Origin of the sequence: Teichococcus aerophilus (genome assembly GCF_014490485.1) — a bacterium.
In the GTDB taxonomy this organism is placed as follows: domain Bacteria; phylum Pseudomonadota; class Alphaproteobacteria; order Acetobacterales; family Acetobacteraceae; genus Pseudoroseomonas; species Pseudoroseomonas aerophila.
Map to the genome: position 1 here is coordinate 1 of NZ_JACTVA010000012.1, position 17,911 is coordinate 17,911.

A 17,911-nucleotide genomic window follows, 5' to 3' on the forward strand; every position below is an offset into this window, starting at 1 on the left:
CGGCGCGGCCAGCCGGTCCAGCGGCTGTTCCGCCAGCGCTTCGTCCACGCCCCAGTCCAGCTGCAGCCGCAGCGCCGCCAGCAGCGCGGCGGCGTCGGGGGGCGGGTCGGCAGGCCCGGTGGCGGGGGGAGTCATCCCCCGCATATCGGCCGTTCCCAGGGTTCCGCGCAACCCGTGATCGGGCTAATCCAACAGGGCGGGACACGAGAGACTGGGAAGAGAACCAAAGAATGACCGAACGGGAGAGCATGGAATTCGACGTGCTGGTCGTCGGCGCCGGACCATCCGGCCTGGCGGCGGCGATCCGGCTGAAACAGGTCTCTCCCGACCTGTCGGTCTGCGTGGTGGAGAAGGGGTCCGAGGTCGGCGCCCATATCCTCTCCGGCGCCGTGCTGGAACCGCGCGCGCTGGATGAGCTGCTGCCCGACTGGCGCGACGCACCGCCGGCCCTGACCACCGCCGTGACCGAGGACAGCTTCTTCCTCCTCACCGAGAGCAAGGCGGTCAAGCTGCCGACGCCGCCGCAGATGAACAACCATGGCAACTACGTCATCAGCCTCGGCAATCTGTGCCGCTGGCTGGGCGAGAAGGCCGAGGCACTGGGCATCGAGATCTATCCCGGCTTCGCTGCCTCCGAGACCATCATCGAGGACGGGCGGGTGCGTGGCGTCGTCGCCGGCGTCATGGGCATCACGCGCGAGGGCGAGGAAGGTCCGAACTACCAGCCCGGCATGGAACTGCGCGCCACCTACACGCTGTTCGCCGAGGGCTGCCGCGGCTCCCTGACCAAGAAACTGGAAGCGCAGTTCGGCCTTCGCGAGGGTGTGCAACCGCAGACCTACGCCATCGGCATTAAGGAACTGTGGGAGATCCCGAAGGACCGTCATGTGCCCGGCAAGGTCTGGCACTCGCTCGGGTGGCCGCTGAAGTCCGACACCTATGGCGGCGCCTTCCTGTACATGCTGGGCGAGAACCTGGTCTCGATCGGCTACGTCATCGGGCTGGACTATCCCAATACCTGGCTCTCGCCCTTCGACGAGTTCCAGCGCTTCAAGACCCACCCGGCGGTGCGCACGATGCTGGAGGGCGGCAAGCGCATCTCCTACGGTGCGCGGGCGCTGAACGAGGGTGGCTTCCAGTCCATCCCCAAGCTGGTCTTTCCCGGCGGGCTGCTGATCGGCGACTGCGCCGGCTTCCTGAACCTGCCCAAGATCAAGGGCACCCACACCTCCATGAAGTCCGGCATGCTGGCGGCCGAGGCGGTGGCGGCGGCCCTGGCGTCCGATGCGCCGGCGGAGCGGCTGGACGCCTACCCCGAATCCCTGCAGGCCAGCTGGATCTGGGACGAGCTGCGCACCGTGCGCAACATGCGCCCCGGCTTCGCCAAGTGGGGCATGTGGGGCGGGCTGGTGAACGCGGCGCTGGAGACGGTGACGCGCGGCAAGTTGCCCTGGACCCTGGCGCATCACGCCGACCACAGCGCCACCAAGCCGGCCGACCAGTGCCCGCGCATCGACTACCCGAAGCCGGATGGCAAGCTGACCTTCGACCGCCTCTCCTCGGTGTTCCTCTCGAACACCAACCATGAGGAAGATCAGCCGGCGCATCTGAAGCTGAAGAACCCGGCGGAATGGCGGCCGGTGAACTGGGACATCTACCGCTCCCCCGAATCCCGCTACTGCCCGGCCGGGGTGTACGAGGCCGTGGGGGTGGAGGAAGGTGAGCCGCGCCTGGTGATCAATGCGCAGAACTGCGTGCATTGTAAGACCTGCGACATCAAGGACCCGAAGCAGAACATCGACTGGTGCACGCCGGAAGGCGCCGGCGGCCCGAACTACATCGGCGGGATGTAGGGCCCTCGGGTTCCTAGGTTCGGGGTGGCTTGAAGGCTTGAAGACTGGGGGAAGGAATTCCCCCAGGCCCCCATCTTTTTTCTGCGAGCTTTTTGGGTGTGGGGTTTCAGCTCTTCGAGGCCCAGACCGGGCTTAGCCGGAGGTTCATGGGCGCCGGAGGCTGATGGTTCAGCCCGGCGGCCACGATTTTTCTCGCAGGATACCTGCCGACCCTGCAGCCCCACGCCAACTGACAGAAAAAAGATGGGGTTTCAGGGGAATTCCTTTCCTGACCTTCCTCCACGCCCTGCGCGCCGCCGCCGTCAACGCCGCCCGCCAGCTTGCACATGGAGAATGGGGTCAGGGGATTCCTCCCCCGGCCGTCCTTCTAGCCCGGCGCACAAAAAGCGCCGAAGGCCAGGGCACGGCCCAGGCCTGTCGGTGATTGGACTTCAAGGAAGGCGGGGGCGGGTTAGCGCCGTGGGACGCCCGGCAGCGGGGCCGGCGTCGGCGGGGTGCCCCGGTTGCCGTCAGGCCCGGGGCGCCGCGTCAGGGCCAGGTGACTTCCGCCCGGTCGCAGGTCGCGATGTTGCGGCGTTCCTGGGCGCGGCCGCCATTGAAGACGACGCGGATATCGACGGAGCAGCCTTCATCGCTCGGCAGGTCGATCCAGCGATCCTGGCCGGAGGCCAGGGTGTTGCGGCCCAGGCGGTCCTGCCCCCAGCTGTCACGCTGGGTGCTGGACACGTAGAGCTCCTGGATCGTCTCGCCGCTGCGGTTGACGAAGCTGAAGGACGGGTCGCCGCTCTGCTGGCCACGGCCCTGGCGGCCGGCGACGCCGCCACCCGCGCCACCGCCACCGCCGATGGTGCCGCCGGCACCGCCCGGCTGCTCGACCGTGCCACCGGCGCCGCCGTCACGGCCGGCGCGGCCGGAGGGGTTGGTGAAGACGATGCGGCTGATGTTGCAGGCGTTGACGCTGCGCTTCTCTTCCGACTGGCCGCCTTCATACTCAACCTTGATGTCGAGCATGCAGTCGCGCGCTGCGGGGTTGACGCGCACCTGCTCGCCGGCCGGCAGCACGGTGTTGCCCAGAACGTCCGGCCCCCAGTTGGAGAGGCGGGTGGGGGAGACATAGGCCCGCTCGATCGTCAGGCCGGAATTGTTCACCAGCCAGAAGCGGTTCTGCGCCATGGCGGGGGAGGCAGCGAGGGTGGTGGCGCCGATCAGCATCAGCGCGAGGGCGGTCAGGAACGAACGCACTAAGTCCTCCATGCGGTGGGCGAATAGGGGGGAAGGCCAGGCGGGGGCGCAGCGGGCGCGGTGTGCCGCTGGTCCGGATGCGCCGGGATGCGGGCAGGGTGCTGCTTGGGCCGGTCCTGTCTCTGCATCGGCGTCCTCCTGGCCGTTATGTGCCGTAAGAATCTTAACGTTGGATCATGACGCGGGCGCCTTCCGGCGGCGGCCATTGTTCCTGGATGGCTGGTCGCGAAACCTCGCCGCGGCGTGACCGGGCGATGCAGTGAGCGCATGTTACTTTCGACCGCAGGTTGGGGGGAGAGGGCAGGCGCTTCCTCGCGAATAGTTGGTTCTGCGGGTTTGGGTGGCGGTAGGCCGCCTCACTGGGTTGGCGGTGGCGTCCGTGGCCGGCATCCGTCCGGGGTTCGTGCGCCGGCCTCAGCCCGTCGGTGGGCGAGCGGCGGCTTCGAGGCACCGGTTTCCGGTGGCCTGGCTTCGCGTTGGCGGATGCCGCGTCGGGTCCATCCGGCACGCCGGGCGCGCGTGTTGGGCCCGTTGGTGCGGATCGCCGGAAAGGCGGCCGGGCCGGTGGGGCGTGAAAACCCCTCAATGTCACGCGGCGTGACAAAGCGGGGCGTTTTCAGCAGGGGGCAAAAGGCTCTAACGTCCTCGTATGGTCGCTCTCGTCTCTCCCCGCCGTGTCGCTCTGCTGGCCGCCGCTTTGCTGGCGGGTTGTGCCGCCAGTGGGGGCGCGCCCGATGCGGCGACGCCCACCCCCATGCCGCCGGGACGGCTGACCGCCTCCGGCACCTATCTCGCCGGCAGCTTCGCCGCGGCGGAGACGGATACCCAGGCCGCCGCCGACTTCCTGCTGGAAGCGCTGCGCCTGGCGCCGGACCAGCCGGAGGTCATCAACCGCGCCTTCCTGGCCACGGTATTGGATGGCCGCCCGGAAGCGGTGCGGATTGCCCGCCGCCTGCCGGAGAATGAGTTGGCGGCGATGTTGCAGGCCGGCGCCGACGCCATGGCGGGGCGGTGGGACCGGGCGGAGACGCGGGTGCGCAGCCTGCCGCGCCAGGGTGCCAGCCAGATCCTGCAGCCGCTGCTGCTGGCCTGGGTGCAGGCCGGGCGCGGCAATATCGACGCCGCCATGGCCACCCTGCGGCCGCAGCTGGAAGGCAACCGCCCCAGCGCCATCGCGGCGCTGCATGGCGCCATGATCGCCGATCTCGGCAACCGGCCGCTGGAGGCGGAGCGGCTGGTGCGGCTGGCGCTGGCGCATTCGCCGGAGGTGAACCTGCGGCTGGTGCAGATCGCCGCCGGCATCCTCGGCCGTGCCGGCAAGGAAGCCGAGGCGATGAAGCTGGTCGAGAGCATCTCGACCGGGGGCGACGACCTCGCGATGCTCGGCACGCCGGAAGTACGCCGCCGCATGCTGCAGGATCGCCCGGTGAATTCCGCGGTCGAGGGCATGGCGGAGGCGGAGCTGGCGCTGGCCGGCGCGCTGCGCGGGCAGAACGCGCCGGAGCTGGCCTTGCTGCTGGCGCGGCTGTCCCTGCGCCTGCGGCCGGATTTCGTGCCGGCGCTGCTGGTGGCCGCTGAATCGCTGATGGCCGAGCAGCACTATGCCGGCGCCCTGAGCATGCTGAGCCGCGTGCCGAAGGATGACGCCCTGTACCCGGTGGTGGTGGTACGCCGCGCCACGCTGCTGGACCGGATGAACCGGCCGGACGAAGCCATCGCCACCTTGCAGGCCCTGGCCACCGAGCGCCCCGAATCGCTGCAGCCCGCCGCCCGGCTGGGGGATTTGCTGCGGGCGCGCGAGCGCTATGCCGAGGCCGCCGTGGCCTATGACGCCGCCGTCGCCCGCGCCGGGGACGGGCCGAATACCTGGCCGCTGCTCTATGCCCGCGGCATCGCGCTGGAGCGCTCCGGCCAGTGGCCGCGCGCGGAGGCGGATTTCAAGCGGGCGCTGCAGCTCTCGCCGGAACAGCCCTATGTGCTGAACTACCTGGGCTACACGTGGGTGGAGCGGGGCGAGAACCTGACCGAGGCGCGCCAGATGCTGGAGCGGGCGATGGCGCTGCGCCCGAATGACGGCAACATCGCCGACAGCCTGGGCTGGGCGCTGTTCAAGCTGGGCGACCTGCCCGGCGCGGTGAAGTGGCTGGAACGGGCCGTGGAACTGGAATCCCGCAACGCCACCATCAACGACCATCTAGGCGATGCCTACTGGGCTGCCGGCCGGCAGCGCGAGGCGGTGTTCCAGTGGCGCCGCGCCGTGACGGTGGACCCGGAGCCGAAGGAAACCCCCCGCATCGCCGCCAAGCTGCGGGAGCGCCAGCCGACCGGCCAGCCGTGACGGCGGCAGGTGAGGCCGGGTCGGCGCCGGAAGCGGCGCCGGCCAAGGTGAATTTGTACCTGCATGTCACCGGGCGGCGGGCGGATGGCTACCACCTGCTCGATTCGCTGGTGGTGTTCGCCGGGGCGGCGGACAGCGTGGGCTACGCGCCGGCCCAGGCGCTTTCCCTGACGCTGGCGGGGCCGGAAGGCGCGGCGCTGGCGGCTGAACCGGATAACCTCGTGCTGCGCGCCGCCCGGCTGCTCGCGGCGGAGGCCGGGTTGCCGCCGACCGGGCGGCTGGAATTGGAAAAATGCCTGCCGGTGGCCTCCGGCATCGGTGGCGGTTCCGCCGATGCGGCGGCGGCGCTACGTCTGCTGAACACGGCCTGGGATGTGGGCTTTGCCCCCGCCCGGCTGGAAGCGCTGGCGGCGCGGCTGGGGGCGGATGTGCCGGTCTGCGTGGCTTCCGCCGCCGCGCGGATGGAGGGGGTGGGGGAGACGCTCTCCGCCGCGCCGCGCCTGCCGGCCTGTGGCCTGGTGCTGGCCAACCCCCGCCTGCCGCTGCCGACTCCGGCGGTATTCAAAGCCCGGCGGGGCGGCTTCACCCCGCGCGCGGTGCTGCCGGAGGGCTGGGACGACGCCGCCACGATGGCGCGGGATCTGGCCGTGTGCCGCAATGATCTGGAAGACGCGGCGATCGGCCTGTGCCCGGAGGTGGCGGCGGTGTTGGCGGCCTTGCGGGCGCTGCCCGGCTGCCTGCTGGCGCGGATGAGTGGTTCCGGCGCCACCTGCTTCGCCTTGTTCGCCGATGCGGCACAGGCGCGGCAGGGGGCAGGAATGTTGCCGGAAGCGTGGTGGCGATGGGGAGGGGGGCTTTACGGCGCCCCCTTCTGACGCTTATTCAGCAGCGCTGACCGGTGGGGCGTAGCCAAGCGGTAAGGCAGCGGTTTTTGGTACCGCCATTCCCAGGTTCGAATCCTGGCGCCCCAACCAGTCCCTCTCCCCGTTCATCCCTGTGCCGAACCTAAAACATGCCGCGTTCACGTTCGTTCTTCATACGGCATGCTCTATGCCGTTGTTTAGTCGCGTGACTCAGGCTTTCGGCGATGTTACCCCACGCCATCACGCTCTAGCCCGAAGCCTTCCAGCGCCTGCAGCAAGGGCGCGGGTGCGGGGCCTTCGACGATCAGCACCAGCCGGCCAGCGGCGTGGGCCGGGCCGGGCTGGAATTCGGCTGGATGCACCACCATCATCGCCGCTTGCAGGATGGCCACGCGGCCGTCGCGCAGGGGCAGGATGCCCTTCAGGCGCAACAGGTGTGGTCCGGCCCAGGCGCGGAGCGCGGCCTCGATCCGCGCGATGTCGGCTTCTTCCAGCGTTTGCGTGGCGTGCAGCACGGTGGCGCTGAAGCGTTCCGCGTGATGGTGGTGTTCGTGGGCGTGGGACGGGTCGCCGCAGAAGGGGCCGCAAGGCGCGGTAGCGTCCTGCGCCGAGCCGGGGCCGAGCAGTTCTTCCGCCGCGATCTGGCCCTGGAGCACCGGCAGGATCGGCGCGACCGGGTTGAGACCGCGCAGCCGTGCCGCCAGCGCGTCGGCGGCGGCGGGGGTGACGAGGTCGGTCTTGGTCAGCAGCAGCCGGTCGGCCACCCGGGCCTGATGGTCGGCCTCCGGGTGGCGTTCCAGCGCCTCGGCGCCCGCCACCGCATCGATGGTGGCGATCACCTGTTCCAGCCGGTAGCGCGCCATCACTGCCGCGTCGCTAAGCAGGAAGCCCAGCAGCGGCGCCGGGTCGGCGACGCCGGAGGTTTCCACCACCACGCGGTCGAAGGCCCGCAGCCTGCCATCGGCCACCTGCGCCTGCACGTCCAGCAGCGTATCCACCAGATTGCCGCGGATGGTGCAGCACAGGCAGCCATTGGCCAGCAGGATGGTGTCGTCCGAGGAGGCTTCCAGCAGGTCGTGATCGATGCCGACCACGCCGAACTCGTTCACCACCACCAGCGTGCCGGCCAGGCCCGGCTGGGTCAGCAACTGCGCGATCAGCGTCGTCTTGCCGCTGCCGAGAAAGCCGGTGACCAGGGTGATGGGAATGCGGCTCATGCGTCGCGGCCGCGCCGGACCAGGAAGCGGCCCTGGCCGGGCTTGCCGAGGAAGGCGCCGTCCTGCACCGCGATCTCGCCGCGCCGGATGGTCATGCTGGGCCAGCCGGTGAGGTCCATGCCGTCATACGGGTTGTAGCCGATGGGACCGTAATGGCTGTCCACGCCCATGCGCCGGCGGGTGTGTGGGTCGATCAGCACGAGGTCGGCATCGGCGCCGGGGGTGATGCTGCCTTTCTCCGGCGCCAGGCCGAACAGGCGGGCGGGGCCGGTGCTCCAGGCCTCTACCAGTTGTGGCAGGGTGATGCGGCCGCATTCCACGCCGAGTGTGTAGAGCAGGGGCAGGCGGGCCTCGACGCCGGGGACGCCATTGGCGATGCGGTCGAAGGATTCGGCGCCGAGCGCCTTGGCTTCCGCGCTGTAGGACGCGTCATCCGAGGTGACGGCGCCGAGGGCGCCGCTGGCCACGCCTTCCCACATGCGGTCCTGCGTCGCGGCATCGCGCAGCGGCGGGCTCATGACGAAAAGGTGGCCGTCCGGGCGGTCATACTGTTCGGCGGTGAGGGCGAGGTAGTGGGTGCAGGTCTCGGCCGAGGCGGCGTGGCCACAAGCCTGCGCGGCCTCGATGGCATCCAATGCCGGGCCGGAATTCAGGTGGAAGATGTGCAGCGGGCAACCGGCATCCTGCGCCAGAAGCAGGCCGCGCTGCACCGCCTCGGTTTCCGCCAAACCGGGGCGGGAGAGGGCGTGGAAGCGCGGCGCCACCTCGCCCGCCGCCAGGTGGCGGGCGATGGCGTGGTCGATCAGCGACGCGTTCTCCGCATGCAGGCCGAGCATGCCGCCGACAGGGGCGAGCGCGCGCATGAGGTCGTGCAGCGGGCCGTCCTCGACCTTCAGCTGCTCCTTCTCATAGACGGTATAGACCTTCATCGAGGACGCGCCGGCGGCGACGATGGCGGGGATTTCCGCCAGGGTCGCCGGGTTGATGTCGGTGGCGATCAGATGCAGGCCGTAATCGGTGGCGACGTGGCGGTCCGCCTGCACGCGGCGGTGCTTCAGCCCGTCTATCATGGTGCGGCCGCGCCGTTGCAGGGCGAAGTCGATGACCGTGGTGTTGCCGCCGCGCAGGGCGGCGACGGTGCCGGAATAGAAATCGTAGACGCTGCGCTGCCCCATGAAGCCGATGAGGAAATGCACATGCGGGTCGATGCCGCCCGGCAGCACGATGTGGTCCGTGGCATCGACCATGCGTGCGCCACGCCCGCTGCCGGGGTCTGCCAGGCCGAGAATCCGGCCATCGCCCACCAGGATATCCGCCTTCTCCACCCCCGCGGGGTGGGCGACGGTGCCGTTGGCGATGACCAGGTCGGCGGTCATTTCAGCATCTCGCGCGAGATGACGACGCGGAGGATTTCGGAGGTACCGCCGCCGATTTCCGACAGCTTCGAATCGCGGTAGTGGCGCTGCATGTCGTACTCCATCAGGTAGCCCCAGCCGCCCATCATCCGCATGCCGTTCAGCGCGGCACGGACATAGGTTTCCGAGGACGCCAGGTTGGCGACGGCGGATTCCTTGTTGTTGGGGATGCCGCGGTCGACCAGGTTGGCGCTGCGGTAGAGCAGCAGGCGGGAGGCGTCGATCTCCATCTCCATATCCGCCAGCTTGGCGCGGGTGAGCTGGAACTGGCTGATCGCCTGGCCGAATTGCTGGCGCTCCTTCGTGTAGTTCAGGGCCTTGTCCAGGCAGGATTGCGCGGCGCCGACATTGACGGCGGAGAGGCAGCAGCGCTCGTAATCCAGCGTCTTGAGCACGTTGCGCCAGCCCTTGTTGACCTGGCCGATGACGTTGCCCTTGGGGATGCGGACGTCGGTGAGGAAGATCTCATTCAGGTCCATCGGCTTGAGGCCGAGCTTCTTCAGCTTGCGGATCTCGACGCCCGGCGTGTCCTTCGGCAGCAGGAACATGGTGATGCCGTCATGCTTCGGCGCATCGATATCCGTGCGCGCCATCAGCAGGATGTAGTCCGCCACCTGGGCGCAGGAGCAGAACATCTTCTGGCCGTTGATCACCCACTCATCGCCCTCCAGCACCGCGCGGGTGCGGAGGGAGGCGGCGTCGGAGCCTGAATTGGGTTCCGAGAGCGAGAAGGCGAAGCGGATCTCGCCACGCGCCAGCTTCGGCAGCAGGTCGCGCTTCTGCTCCTCGCTGCCGAAATGGCCGATGGCGTCGGTGGCGATGACCACGGTGGTGTAGAAGATGTTGGCGCCGGCCTCGAAATGCGCGGCGAACTCTTCCAGGAAGGCGGCGAGGTCGGTGCAACTGCCGCCGGCGCCGCCATACTCTTCCGCGATGGGCAGGCCGAGCCAGCCCTGCTCGGCCAGCTTGGCGTAGAGTTCATACGGGAAGCGCTCGGCCTCGTCGCATTCGCGCACATACTCGATCGGGCATTCCCGCTTGAGGAAATTCCGCAGCGCCTCGCGCGTCGCGAGCTGCTGTTCGCTCAGGTCGAAATCCATGGTCGGCCTTTCAGCGCCCGGTCCAGCGCGGGGCACGCTTCTCGGCGAAGGCGCGGGGGCCTTCGTGGAAATCATTCGATTCTCGCATGCGGCGATGCGCCGGCAGCCCGGAGCGCATTGTCGCGAATGCCTCCTGGTCGGGCAGGGTCTCGGTGGCGTGGGCGATCTCGAGGAAGGCCTCCACCGCCAGCGGGGCACTGGTGGCGATCTGCGCGGCCATCTCCCGCGCGGCCTCCATCAGGTGTTCGCGCGGCACGATGCGGTTGACGAAGCCGAGGCGGAGTCCTTCCTCGGCGCCCATGCGGCGGCCGGTCAGCAGCAGCTCGTAGGCGATGTTCTGCGGCAGGCGGCGCAGCGCCCGCCACAACCCACCGGCCTCAGGAATAAAGCCGCGTTGCAATTCCGGCAGGGCGAATTCGACATGCGGGGCGCAGATGATCATATGCGCCATCAGCGAGAGTTCGAACCCACCGCCCACCGCCAAGCCGTTGATGGCGACGATCAGCGGCTTGGTGAGGTGGGAGCGCTCGAGCCCCATGAAGCCGAATTCGCCGAAATCCTCACCGGTATCGCCGGCGGCCACGGCCTTCAAATCCCAGCCGGCGGAGAAGATGCGGTCCCCCGTGGCGGTGATGATGGCGCAGCGCAGATGCGGGCTGTCCTGCAACCGGGCAAAGGCGGCGTTCAGGTCGCGGCTGGCGCGCTGGTCGAAGGCATGGGCGGGCGGGTGATCGAAGGTGATTTCCAGGATCGGCCCGTTCTCGGCGAGCTTGATGCGGGAAGGGGCCTCGCTCATGCCCGGAACTCCCGCAACACGTCCTTGGAGATGATGTCCCGGTGGATTTCCGAGGTGCCTTCCCAGATGCGCTCCACCCGCGCATCCCGCCAGAAGCGTTCCAGCGGCAGCTCCTTCGTCACGCCCATGCCGCCCAGGACCTGCAAGGCGTTGTCGGTGACGCGGCCGACCATCTCCGAGCCGAACAGGTTGACCTGGGAGGCTTCTCGCTGGGTGATGGTGCCGGCATCCATCTTCGCCGCCGCATCCTGCACCATCAGCCGGGTGGCGTGGATCTCCATCGCCATGTCGGCCAGCTTGAAGGCGGTGCCCTGGAACTGGCCGATGGATTTGCCGAAGGCCACGCGCTCATTGGCATAGGTCGCGGCCATGCCCATGGCGCGTTCCGCCAGGCCGACGCAGTTGGCCGCCAGCATGACGCGGCCGGAAAAGATCCAGTTCTTGGCGATGGCGAAGCCGCCGCCTTCCGCGCCCAGGATGTTGCGGGCCGGCACCCGGGCGTCGTCGAAGGAAATCATGCACGATTTCATGCCGCGATTGGACAGCACGGCGATGGGCGAGACCTCGATGCCCGGCGTGGCCTTGTCCACCAGGAAGGCGGTGATGCGCTTCTGCGGGCCACGCGGCGTCTCGTCCACGCCCGTCACGGCGAAGACGATCATGAAATCCGCCCGCAGCGCCATGGTGATGAACTGCTTGGTGCCGGTGATGCGGTAGTCATCCCCATCCCGCACCGCGCGGGTGGTGATGGCGCGGGCGTCGGAGCCGGCGCCGGGCTCGGTGAGAGCAAAGCACTCCCAGCGCTCGCCGCGGATGGTGGGCTTCAGGTAGGTCTCGATCTGGTCGCCCTGGCAGGCCTTCAGGATCGGCGCCGGGCGGTTGCAGATGACGCCGAGGGCGCGGCTGACCCGGCCGAACTCGATCTCGCAGACCGCGCGTTCGCGGGCGCCGAGCCCGCCGCCGCCATGCTCCTCCGGCATGTTCAGCGCGTAGAAGCCGGCCGCCAGGGCCTTTTGCTGGATCTGGCGGAACAGCTCGTCCGGGACGGCGTCGAGTGTCTCGACGAGGTCCTCGTGGGGCAGCAGCTCCGCTTCGACGAAGGCGCGTACTCCGTCGGTGAGGAGGCTGAGATCATCCGCGACCGCCAGATCCATGGGGATCTCCGCTTGTTTCAAATCTAAAAACGCTGTTTCATATTTTCCGAGGGCTTCCTGCCCTGTCAATGGTGGGGCATAAGCCGCGTATCAAACATTTTCCATTCGCTGAAATGGAGTATTTACGATGCGTCGTCGTGATTTTGGTGCGGTGGCTGCGACCCTGGGCATGAGCGGCCTGCTGCCGGCACGGTGGGCGCAGGCGCAGACCCGGGCGGAAAGCCTGCGCGTGCTGAGCGAGGCCGGGCCCAACAGCTTCGACCCGATCGGCATCGGCGTGAACCGCAATGCCATCCAGCTGCACTGGAATGCCTATGACCGCCTGCTGCGCTTCGGCACGCAGACGCGGCCGGATGGCACGCTCTATTTCGACTACTACACCATCGAGGGCGAGCTGGCCGAGCGTTTCGAGGTGTCGGACGACAAGACGGCCATCACCCTGCATCTGCGGCGCGACGCCACCTTCCATGACGGCAGCCCCGTCACGGCCGAGGATGTGAAGTGGTCGCTGGACCGGGTGCTGGGCATCGCCAGCGGCCGGGCCCAGTTCAGCACCGGGTCTATGACCAGCCCCGACCAGTTCGTGGTGGTGGATGCGCATACGGTGCGGGTGACGACGCCGCGGCCGGACCGCTTCACCCTGCCGAACCTGGCCGGCACCTACCCGGTCATCTTCAATGCCAAGGTCGCCAAGGCGCATGCCACCGCGGCCGACCCCTGGGCCACCGAGTGGCTGAAGACCAACGTCGCCGGCGGTGGTGCCTTCAAGCTGGATAACTATGTGCCGGGGCAGAGCCTGACGCTTTCCCGCTTCGACAACTGGAAGAGCGGCGCGCTGCCGGGCTTCCGCCGTGTGCTGTGGCAGATGGTGCCGAACGCGCAATCCCGCCGCAGCTCGCTGGAGCGCGGGGATGCGGATATCGTGCAGGACCTGCCGCCGCAGGATGCGGTTTCCATCGCCCAGGCTGGCAAGGTGAAGGTGGTGGGCGTGCCGATGGCCGGCGCCTTCCAGTTCATCGGCATGAACAGCGCCAAGCCACCCTTCGACAACGTCAAGGTGCGCCAGGCCGTGGCCTACGCGCTGCCCTACCAGCAGATGTTCGAGGCGGCGCTGTTCAAGCGCGGCCAGCCGCTGTTCGGTGGCAAGCCGGGGGAGGCTGACGGCACCGCCTTCCCGCAGCCGCTGGGCTACAGCACGGACCTGGAGAAGGCGAAGGCGCTGCTGGTGGAAGCCGGCTTCGCCAATGGCTTCGACACCACCTTCAGCTTCGAGCTCTCCCTCGCCACGGTGGCGGAGCCGGTCTCGCTGCTGGTGCAGGAGGCGCTGGGCAAGATCGGCATCCGCGTCACCATCGACAAGGTGCCCGGCGGCCAGTTGGGCACGCGGCTGGAGAAGAAGGAGGTGCCCTTCTTCTTCGAGGGCTCGGCGGCCTATTTTGCCGACCCCGACTACTTCTTCCGCATCTTCTACCATGGACCGACACGCTGGAACTTCGGCAGCTACAACAACCCCGAGTTCCAGGCGCTGGTGGACAAGACCCGCTACGAGACCGACAAGGCGGTGTATGACGCCGACGTCTCCCGCATGATCGCGCTGGTGAAGCAGGACATCCCTATCATCCTGCTGTGGCAGCCGGCGCTGGATACCGGCATGCAGGCCTCGGTGGAGGGCTACAAATACCTGTTTCATCGCCAGCTTGAGCTGCGCACCCTGAAGCGCGGCTGAGACGGCTTTATGGCGTTCCTGCTCCGGCGCCTGGCGGGTGTTGTGCCGACGCTGTTTGGCGTGGTGGTGGCGGCCTTCGTCCTGACGCGGCTGCTTCCGGGCGACCCCGCCGTGTTCTTCGCCAACAGCGTCACCGCCGATGCGGCGACCATCGCGGCGGTGCGGCAGAAGCTGGGGCTGGACCTGCCGCTGTGGCAGCAATTCCTGGTCTATGCCGGCCAGTTGCTGCGCGGCGATCTGGGCCAGTCTGTCGGCACCGGGCAGCCGGTGGCGACGGATTTGCTGCGGCTGCTGCCGGCCTCGGCGGAGCTGACGCTGGTGGCCTTCGCGCTGGCCATCCTGGTGGCGGTGCCGCTGGGGGTGGCGGCGGCGCTGCGGCCGGGTTCCGTGATCGACCACGCCTGCCGGCTGCTCAGCACGGCGGGGGTCTCGCTGCCCACCTTCGTCAGTGGCCTGCTGCTGATCTACATCTTCTACTACCAGCTCGGTACGGCGCCGGAGCCGATCGGGCGCATCGACCCCTTCGCCATTCCGCCGCCCGGCATCACCGGCTTCCTGCTGATCGACACGCTGCTGGCCGGCGATACCGAGGGCTTCGCCGCCGCCGCGCGGCAGATCGTGCTGCCCGCGGTGACGATGGCGCTGTTCGCCCTGGCGCCGCTGGCGCGGATGACGCGTGCCTCCATGCTGGGCGTGCTGGGCAGCGAGTTCATCCGCACCGCGCGCGCCAACGGGCTGCGGCGGCGCAAGATCATCGTCTCCTACGCGCTGCGGAATGCGCTGCTGCCGATCGTCACCACGCTGGGCATGGTGTTCTCCAACATGCTCGGCGCCAACGTGTTGGTGGAGCGGGTGTTCGCCTGGCCCGGCATCGGCTCCTACGCGCTCGATTCGCTCATCTCACTCGACTACGCGCCGGTGCAGGGCTTCATGCTGCTGATGGCGACGATTTTTGTTCTCGTGAACCTGGTGATCGACCTGCTCTACGCGGTCATCGACCCTCGTACCGGCCTGTTCCATGCGTGAGAAGCTGGCACTGCTGCGCTACATCCTGGCCGGCAATCCGGTGACGCTGCTGGCGTTGGCGATGCTCGTCCTGCTGTTGGGCTGCGCCATCCTCGGCCCGGCGTTGGTGCCCTACGACCCCATTGCCACCAACACCGCCAGCGCGCTGCAACCGCCCTCCGCCACGCATTGGTTCGGCACGGACCAGCTCGGGCGGGACGTGTTCTCCCGCGTCGTCGTAGCGGCGCGGCTAGATCTCGCCATCGCCTTCGCGGCGGTGCTGCTGTCGATGGCGGTGGGCTCGGTCTTCGGCGCTGCCATGGGGTATTTCCGCGGCTGGCTGGATACGGCGGGCAGCCGGGGCACCGATGTGCTGATGGCCTTCCCGCTGTTCGTGCTGGCCATGGCGATGGTGGCGGCGCTGGGCAATTCGGTCTCCTCCGTCGTCTATGCCACCGCCGTCATCAACCTGCCCTTCTACATCCGCCTGGCCCGGGCCGAGACCAGCATCCGGCGGGACATGGGGTATATCGAGGCCGCACGGGTCGGCGGTTCCGGCCATGCGCGCATCCTGCGGGTGTTCCTGCTGCCCAACATCCTGCCGGCGCTGGTGGTGCAGGCCTCGGTCAATCTGGGCTGGGCGGTGCTCAACACGGCCGGGCTGTCCTTCATCGGCCTCGGCGTGCGGGCGCCGACGCCGGAATGGGGGATCATGGTGGCGGAGGGCGCGCAGTTCATCGTCTCCGGCCGCTGGTGGATTGCGGCCTTCCCCGGGGCGGCGCTGATGCTGGCGGTGTTCTGCTTCAACCTGCTGGGCGATGGCCTGCGCGACATTGTCGATCCACGGAGCCGCACGTGAGCGAGACCCTGCTCTCCGTCCGTGACCTCTCGGTCGAGTTCCGCACCCGGCACGGCATCGTGCCCGTGTTGCGCGGCATCTCCTTCGACCTCGCGCCGGGGGAGATGCTGGGCATCGTGGGCGAGAGTGGCTCCGGCAAGTCGGTCACGGCCTATTCCGTGATGGGGCTGCTGGAGGCCTCCGCGCGCGTGACGGGCGGCCAGGCGCTGTTCGGCGGGCGGGACCTGCTGCGGTTGGGGCAGGGGGCGCTGAACCAGCTGCGCGGGGCGGAGATGTCCATCGTCTTCCAGAACCCGCGTACCGCGCTGAACCCGATCCGCCCGGTCGGCGCGCAGATCGCCGATGTCATCGCCCGGCACGACCCGGCGCCCGCCGCGATCATCGAGGCGCGGGTGCTGGAGGCGCTGCGGCAGATGCGCATCGCGGAGCCGGAACGGCGCGCCTCCGCCTATCCGTTCGAACTGTCGGGCGGCATGTGCCAGCGCATCGGCATCGCCATGGCGCTGGCGTGCTCGCCCAAGCTGCTGATCGCGGACGAGCCGACCACGGGGCTGGACGTCACCACCCAGGCGGCGGTGATGGACCTGTTCCGGGATGCGGTGCGGGCGCGCGGCGTCGGCTCCGTCCTGATCACGCACGACCTGGCGTTGGCCTCGGAATACTGCGACCGCATCGTGGTGATGCAGACCGGGCAGGTGGTGGAGGATGCGCCGGTGGCGGCGCTGTTTGCCCGGCCGCGCCACGCCTATACGCGGAAACTGCTGCGCAGCACGCCATCCTCGGTGGACAGCATCGAGGCCCTGGCGCCGGATGAGGAGCCGGTGGCGCCCTCCGCCACCTTGCCCTTCCCGGCGCCCGCGCCCCTGCCTACCCAGGCGCCCGCGCCGGGAGGTCCCCCGGTGCTGGAGGTGCGTGGCCTGTGCAAGAGCTACGTCCATTCCCGCTCCCGCGCCTTCTGGCGGCGGCGGGAGGTGGCGCGGCTGCAGGCGGTGGCGGATGTGGACCTGGTGATCCATCCGGGCGAGGCGGTGGGGCTGGTGGGCGAATCCGGCTGCGGCAAGTCCACCCTTTCCCGCATGATCAGCCGGCTGATCCAGCCCGATGCGGGCGAGGTGCTGCTGGATGGCGCGCCGATCCACGGCATCGCCCCCGGGCGCTTCGCCCGCCTGCCGCAGCGGCGGCAGATCCAGATGGTGTTCCAGGACCCGACCGAGAGCTTGAACCCGCGCTTCAGCGTGTTCGATGCCATCGCCGACCCGGTGACGCAGCTGCTGCCGCGCCAGGGTGCCGCTGCCTTGCGGGCGCGGGTGGAGCAGGCGGCCCTGCAGGTCGGGCTGCCGCTGGAATTGCTCAACCGCTATCCGCACCAGCTCTCCGGTGGGCAGAAGGCGCGGGTTGGCATCGCCCGCGCCATGGCGGTGGAACCGCGCCTGCTGGTGCTGGACGAGCCGACCAGCGCGCTGGATGTATCCGTGCAGGCGGTGGTGCTGAAGCTGCTGACGCGGCTGCGGCGGCAGCAGGGCGTGGCGCAGCTGTTCGTCAGCCACGACCTGAATGTGGTGCGGCTGCTGTGCGACCGTATCCTGGTGATGCACAAGGGAAGGGTCGTGGAAAGCGGCCCGGCCGAGCAGGTCTTCAACCGCCCGGCGCATGCCTATACCCGAAGCCTGCTGGCAGCCATCCCGCGCCTGCCGCAGTTGCAGGAGGCGGCCACGCCATGACGGCGCAGATCTGGTTCGAGGATTTCCACCCCGGCACCGTGCTGGAAAGCCCCCGGCGCCGCATCACCATCGAGGATATCGACCGCTACGCCGACCTGACCGGCGAGGACCATCCGGTGCACATGGATGACGGCTTCGCCCGCGCTGCCGGCTTCCAGGGCCGCATCGCCCACGGGCTGTTCGCGCTGGCGCTGGTGGAGGGGCTGAAGGCGCGGATGGGCGGCTTCGACCGCAGCGTCATTGCCTCCCTCGGCTGGGACAAGGTGCGCTTCCTGGCACCGCTGGAGCCGGGCGACGAGGTGCATCTGCGGCTGGAACTGGTGGAGAAGCGCCCCAGTTCCAAGCCCGGCCGTGGCGTGGCGATGGAGCGTGGCTCCCTTGTGAAGGCGGATGGCACGGTGGTGGTGACGGGGGAACACGCCGTCATCCTGCTGAACCGGCCGGCGGCGTGATCTGGCTCAGCGCTTTGACCGGGATCTGGACCTGTCATGGACCAGGGCCCATGGTTTCCCATAGCACCGCTTAATAAGATCAAACGGGGAAGAAGCGCCACCGACACGGGTCAACCCGGGGGTGGCTGCTCAATGAAGTTCAATCGCAGGCAAGGCCTGAAGGGTGCGAT

At 68.9% G+C, this 17,911-nt stretch carries 14 protein-coding genes and 1 tRNA gene; 9 read left to right on the forward strand and 6 right to left on the reverse strand.

Annotated features, from left to right (window positions below; translation table 11 throughout):
* Positions 1–230 precede the first annotated feature (230 nt).
* Positions 231–1,853, forward strand: a complete 1,623-nt coding sequence (locus tag IBL26_RS08985; protein WP_187784141.1) for an electron transfer flavoprotein-ubiquinone oxidoreductase — start codon at positions 231–233, stop codon at positions 1,851–1,853.
* Between the two features lie 528 nt (positions 1,854–2,381).
* Here the strand turns inward: IBL26_RS08985 and IBL26_RS08990 are convergent.
* Positions 2,382–3,095 carry a Tat pathway signal protein gene (locus IBL26_RS08990; protein ID WP_367615397.1) on the reverse strand — a complete coding sequence of 238 codons (714 nt, stop codon included), beginning with the start codon at positions 3,093–3,095 and terminating at the stop codon, positions 2,382–2,384.
* Between the two features lie 649 nt (positions 3,096–3,744).
* Here IBL26_RS08990 and IBL26_RS08995 point away from each other — a divergent pair.
* From IBL26_RS08995 to IBL26_RS09005, 3 genes are all read left to right on the forward strand, one after another.
* A complete protein-coding gene (locus IBL26_RS08995; protein ID WP_187784143.1) occupies positions 3,745–5,433 on the forward strand; it encodes a tetratricopeptide repeat protein in 1,689 nt (562 codons plus the stop codon).
* Entirely contained in the window at positions 5,430–6,308 is an 879-nt protein-coding gene (locus tag IBL26_RS09000) for a 4-(cytidine 5'-diphospho)-2-C-methyl-D-erythritol kinase (protein WP_187784144.1), read from the forward strand. Before IBL26_RS08995 ends, IBL26_RS09000 begins: the two co-directional genes overlap by 4 nt.
* A gap of 24 nt (positions 6,309–6,332) precedes the next feature.
* A tRNA-Gln gene (locus IBL26_RS09005) sits at positions 6,333–6,407 on the forward strand.
* A gap of 116 nt (positions 6,408–6,523) precedes the next feature.
* Here IBL26_RS09005 and IBL26_RS09010 read toward each other — a convergent pair.
* From IBL26_RS09010 to IBL26_RS09030, 5 genes are read right to left on the reverse strand one after another with little or no spacing between them, the layout of a single operon-like run.
* Positions 6,524–7,513, reverse strand: a complete 990-nt coding sequence (locus IBL26_RS09010; protein WP_187784145.1) for a CobW family GTP-binding protein — start codon at positions 7,511–7,513, stop codon at positions 6,524–6,526.
* The gene (gene hydA, locus IBL26_RS09015) at positions 7,510–8,889 is read right to left on the reverse strand and encodes a dihydropyrimidinase (RefSeq protein WP_187784146.1); all 1,380 of its coding nucleotides are present in this window, start codon (positions 8,887–8,889) and stop codon (positions 7,510–7,512) included. The genes IBL26_RS09010 and hydA overlap by 4 nt, the downstream gene beginning before the upstream one ends.
* Positions 8,886–10,028, reverse strand: a complete 1,143-nt coding sequence (locus IBL26_RS09020) for an acyl-CoA dehydrogenase family protein (protein ID WP_187784147.1) — start codon at positions 10,026–10,028, stop codon at positions 8,886–8,888. The genes hydA and IBL26_RS09020 overlap by 4 nt, the downstream gene beginning before the upstream one ends.
* A 10-nt stretch (positions 10,029–10,038) precedes the next feature.
* The gene (locus IBL26_RS09025; protein ID WP_187784148.1) at positions 10,039–10,824 is read right to left on the reverse strand and encodes an enoyl-CoA hydratase-related protein; all 786 of its coding nucleotides are present in this window, start codon (positions 10,822–10,824) and stop codon (positions 10,039–10,041) included.
* Positions 10,821–11,978: an acyl-CoA dehydrogenase family protein gene (locus IBL26_RS09030; protein ID WP_187784149.1), complete on the reverse strand. Its 1,158-nt coding sequence runs from the start codon at positions 11,976–11,978 to the stop codon at positions 10,821–10,823. The genes IBL26_RS09025 and IBL26_RS09030 overlap by 4 nt, the downstream gene beginning before the upstream one ends.
* Before the next feature lie 127 nt (positions 11,979–12,105).
* Between IBL26_RS09030 and IBL26_RS09035 the strand changes: the two genes are divergently transcribed.
* The 5 genes from IBL26_RS09035 to IBL26_RS09055 are packed head-to-tail and all read left to right on the forward strand — an operon-like array spanning position 12,106 to position 17,741.
* The gene (locus IBL26_RS09035) at positions 12,106–13,704 is read left to right on the forward strand and encodes an ABC transporter substrate-binding protein (protein WP_241749183.1); all 1,599 of its coding nucleotides are present in this window, start codon (positions 12,106–12,108) and stop codon (positions 13,702–13,704) included.
* A gap of 9 nt (positions 13,705–13,713) precedes the next feature.
* Positions 13,714–14,730, forward strand: a complete 1,017-nt coding sequence (locus IBL26_RS09040) for an ABC transporter permease (protein ID WP_187784150.1) — start codon at positions 13,714–13,716, stop codon at positions 14,728–14,730.
* Positions 14,723–15,568, forward strand: coding sequence for an ABC transporter permease (locus tag IBL26_RS09045; protein WP_187784151.1), 846 nt, complete (start codon positions 14,723–14,725; stop codon positions 15,566–15,568). Before IBL26_RS09040 ends, IBL26_RS09045 begins: the two co-directional genes overlap by 8 nt.
* Complete coding sequence (locus IBL26_RS09050; protein WP_187784152.1) at positions 15,565–17,289, forward strand: dipeptide ABC transporter ATP-binding protein; 1,725 nt, start codon at positions 15,565–15,567, stop codon at positions 17,287–17,289. The genes IBL26_RS09045 and IBL26_RS09050 overlap by 4 nt, the downstream gene beginning before the upstream one ends.
* Positions 17,286–17,741 (forward strand): MaoC family dehydratase, encoded by a 456-nt coding sequence (locus IBL26_RS09055; RefSeq protein WP_187784153.1) that lies wholly within the window; start codon positions 17,286–17,288, stop codon positions 17,739–17,741. The genes IBL26_RS09050 and IBL26_RS09055 overlap by 4 nt, the downstream gene beginning before the upstream one ends.
* Positions 17,742–17,911: the final 170 nt, after the last annotated feature.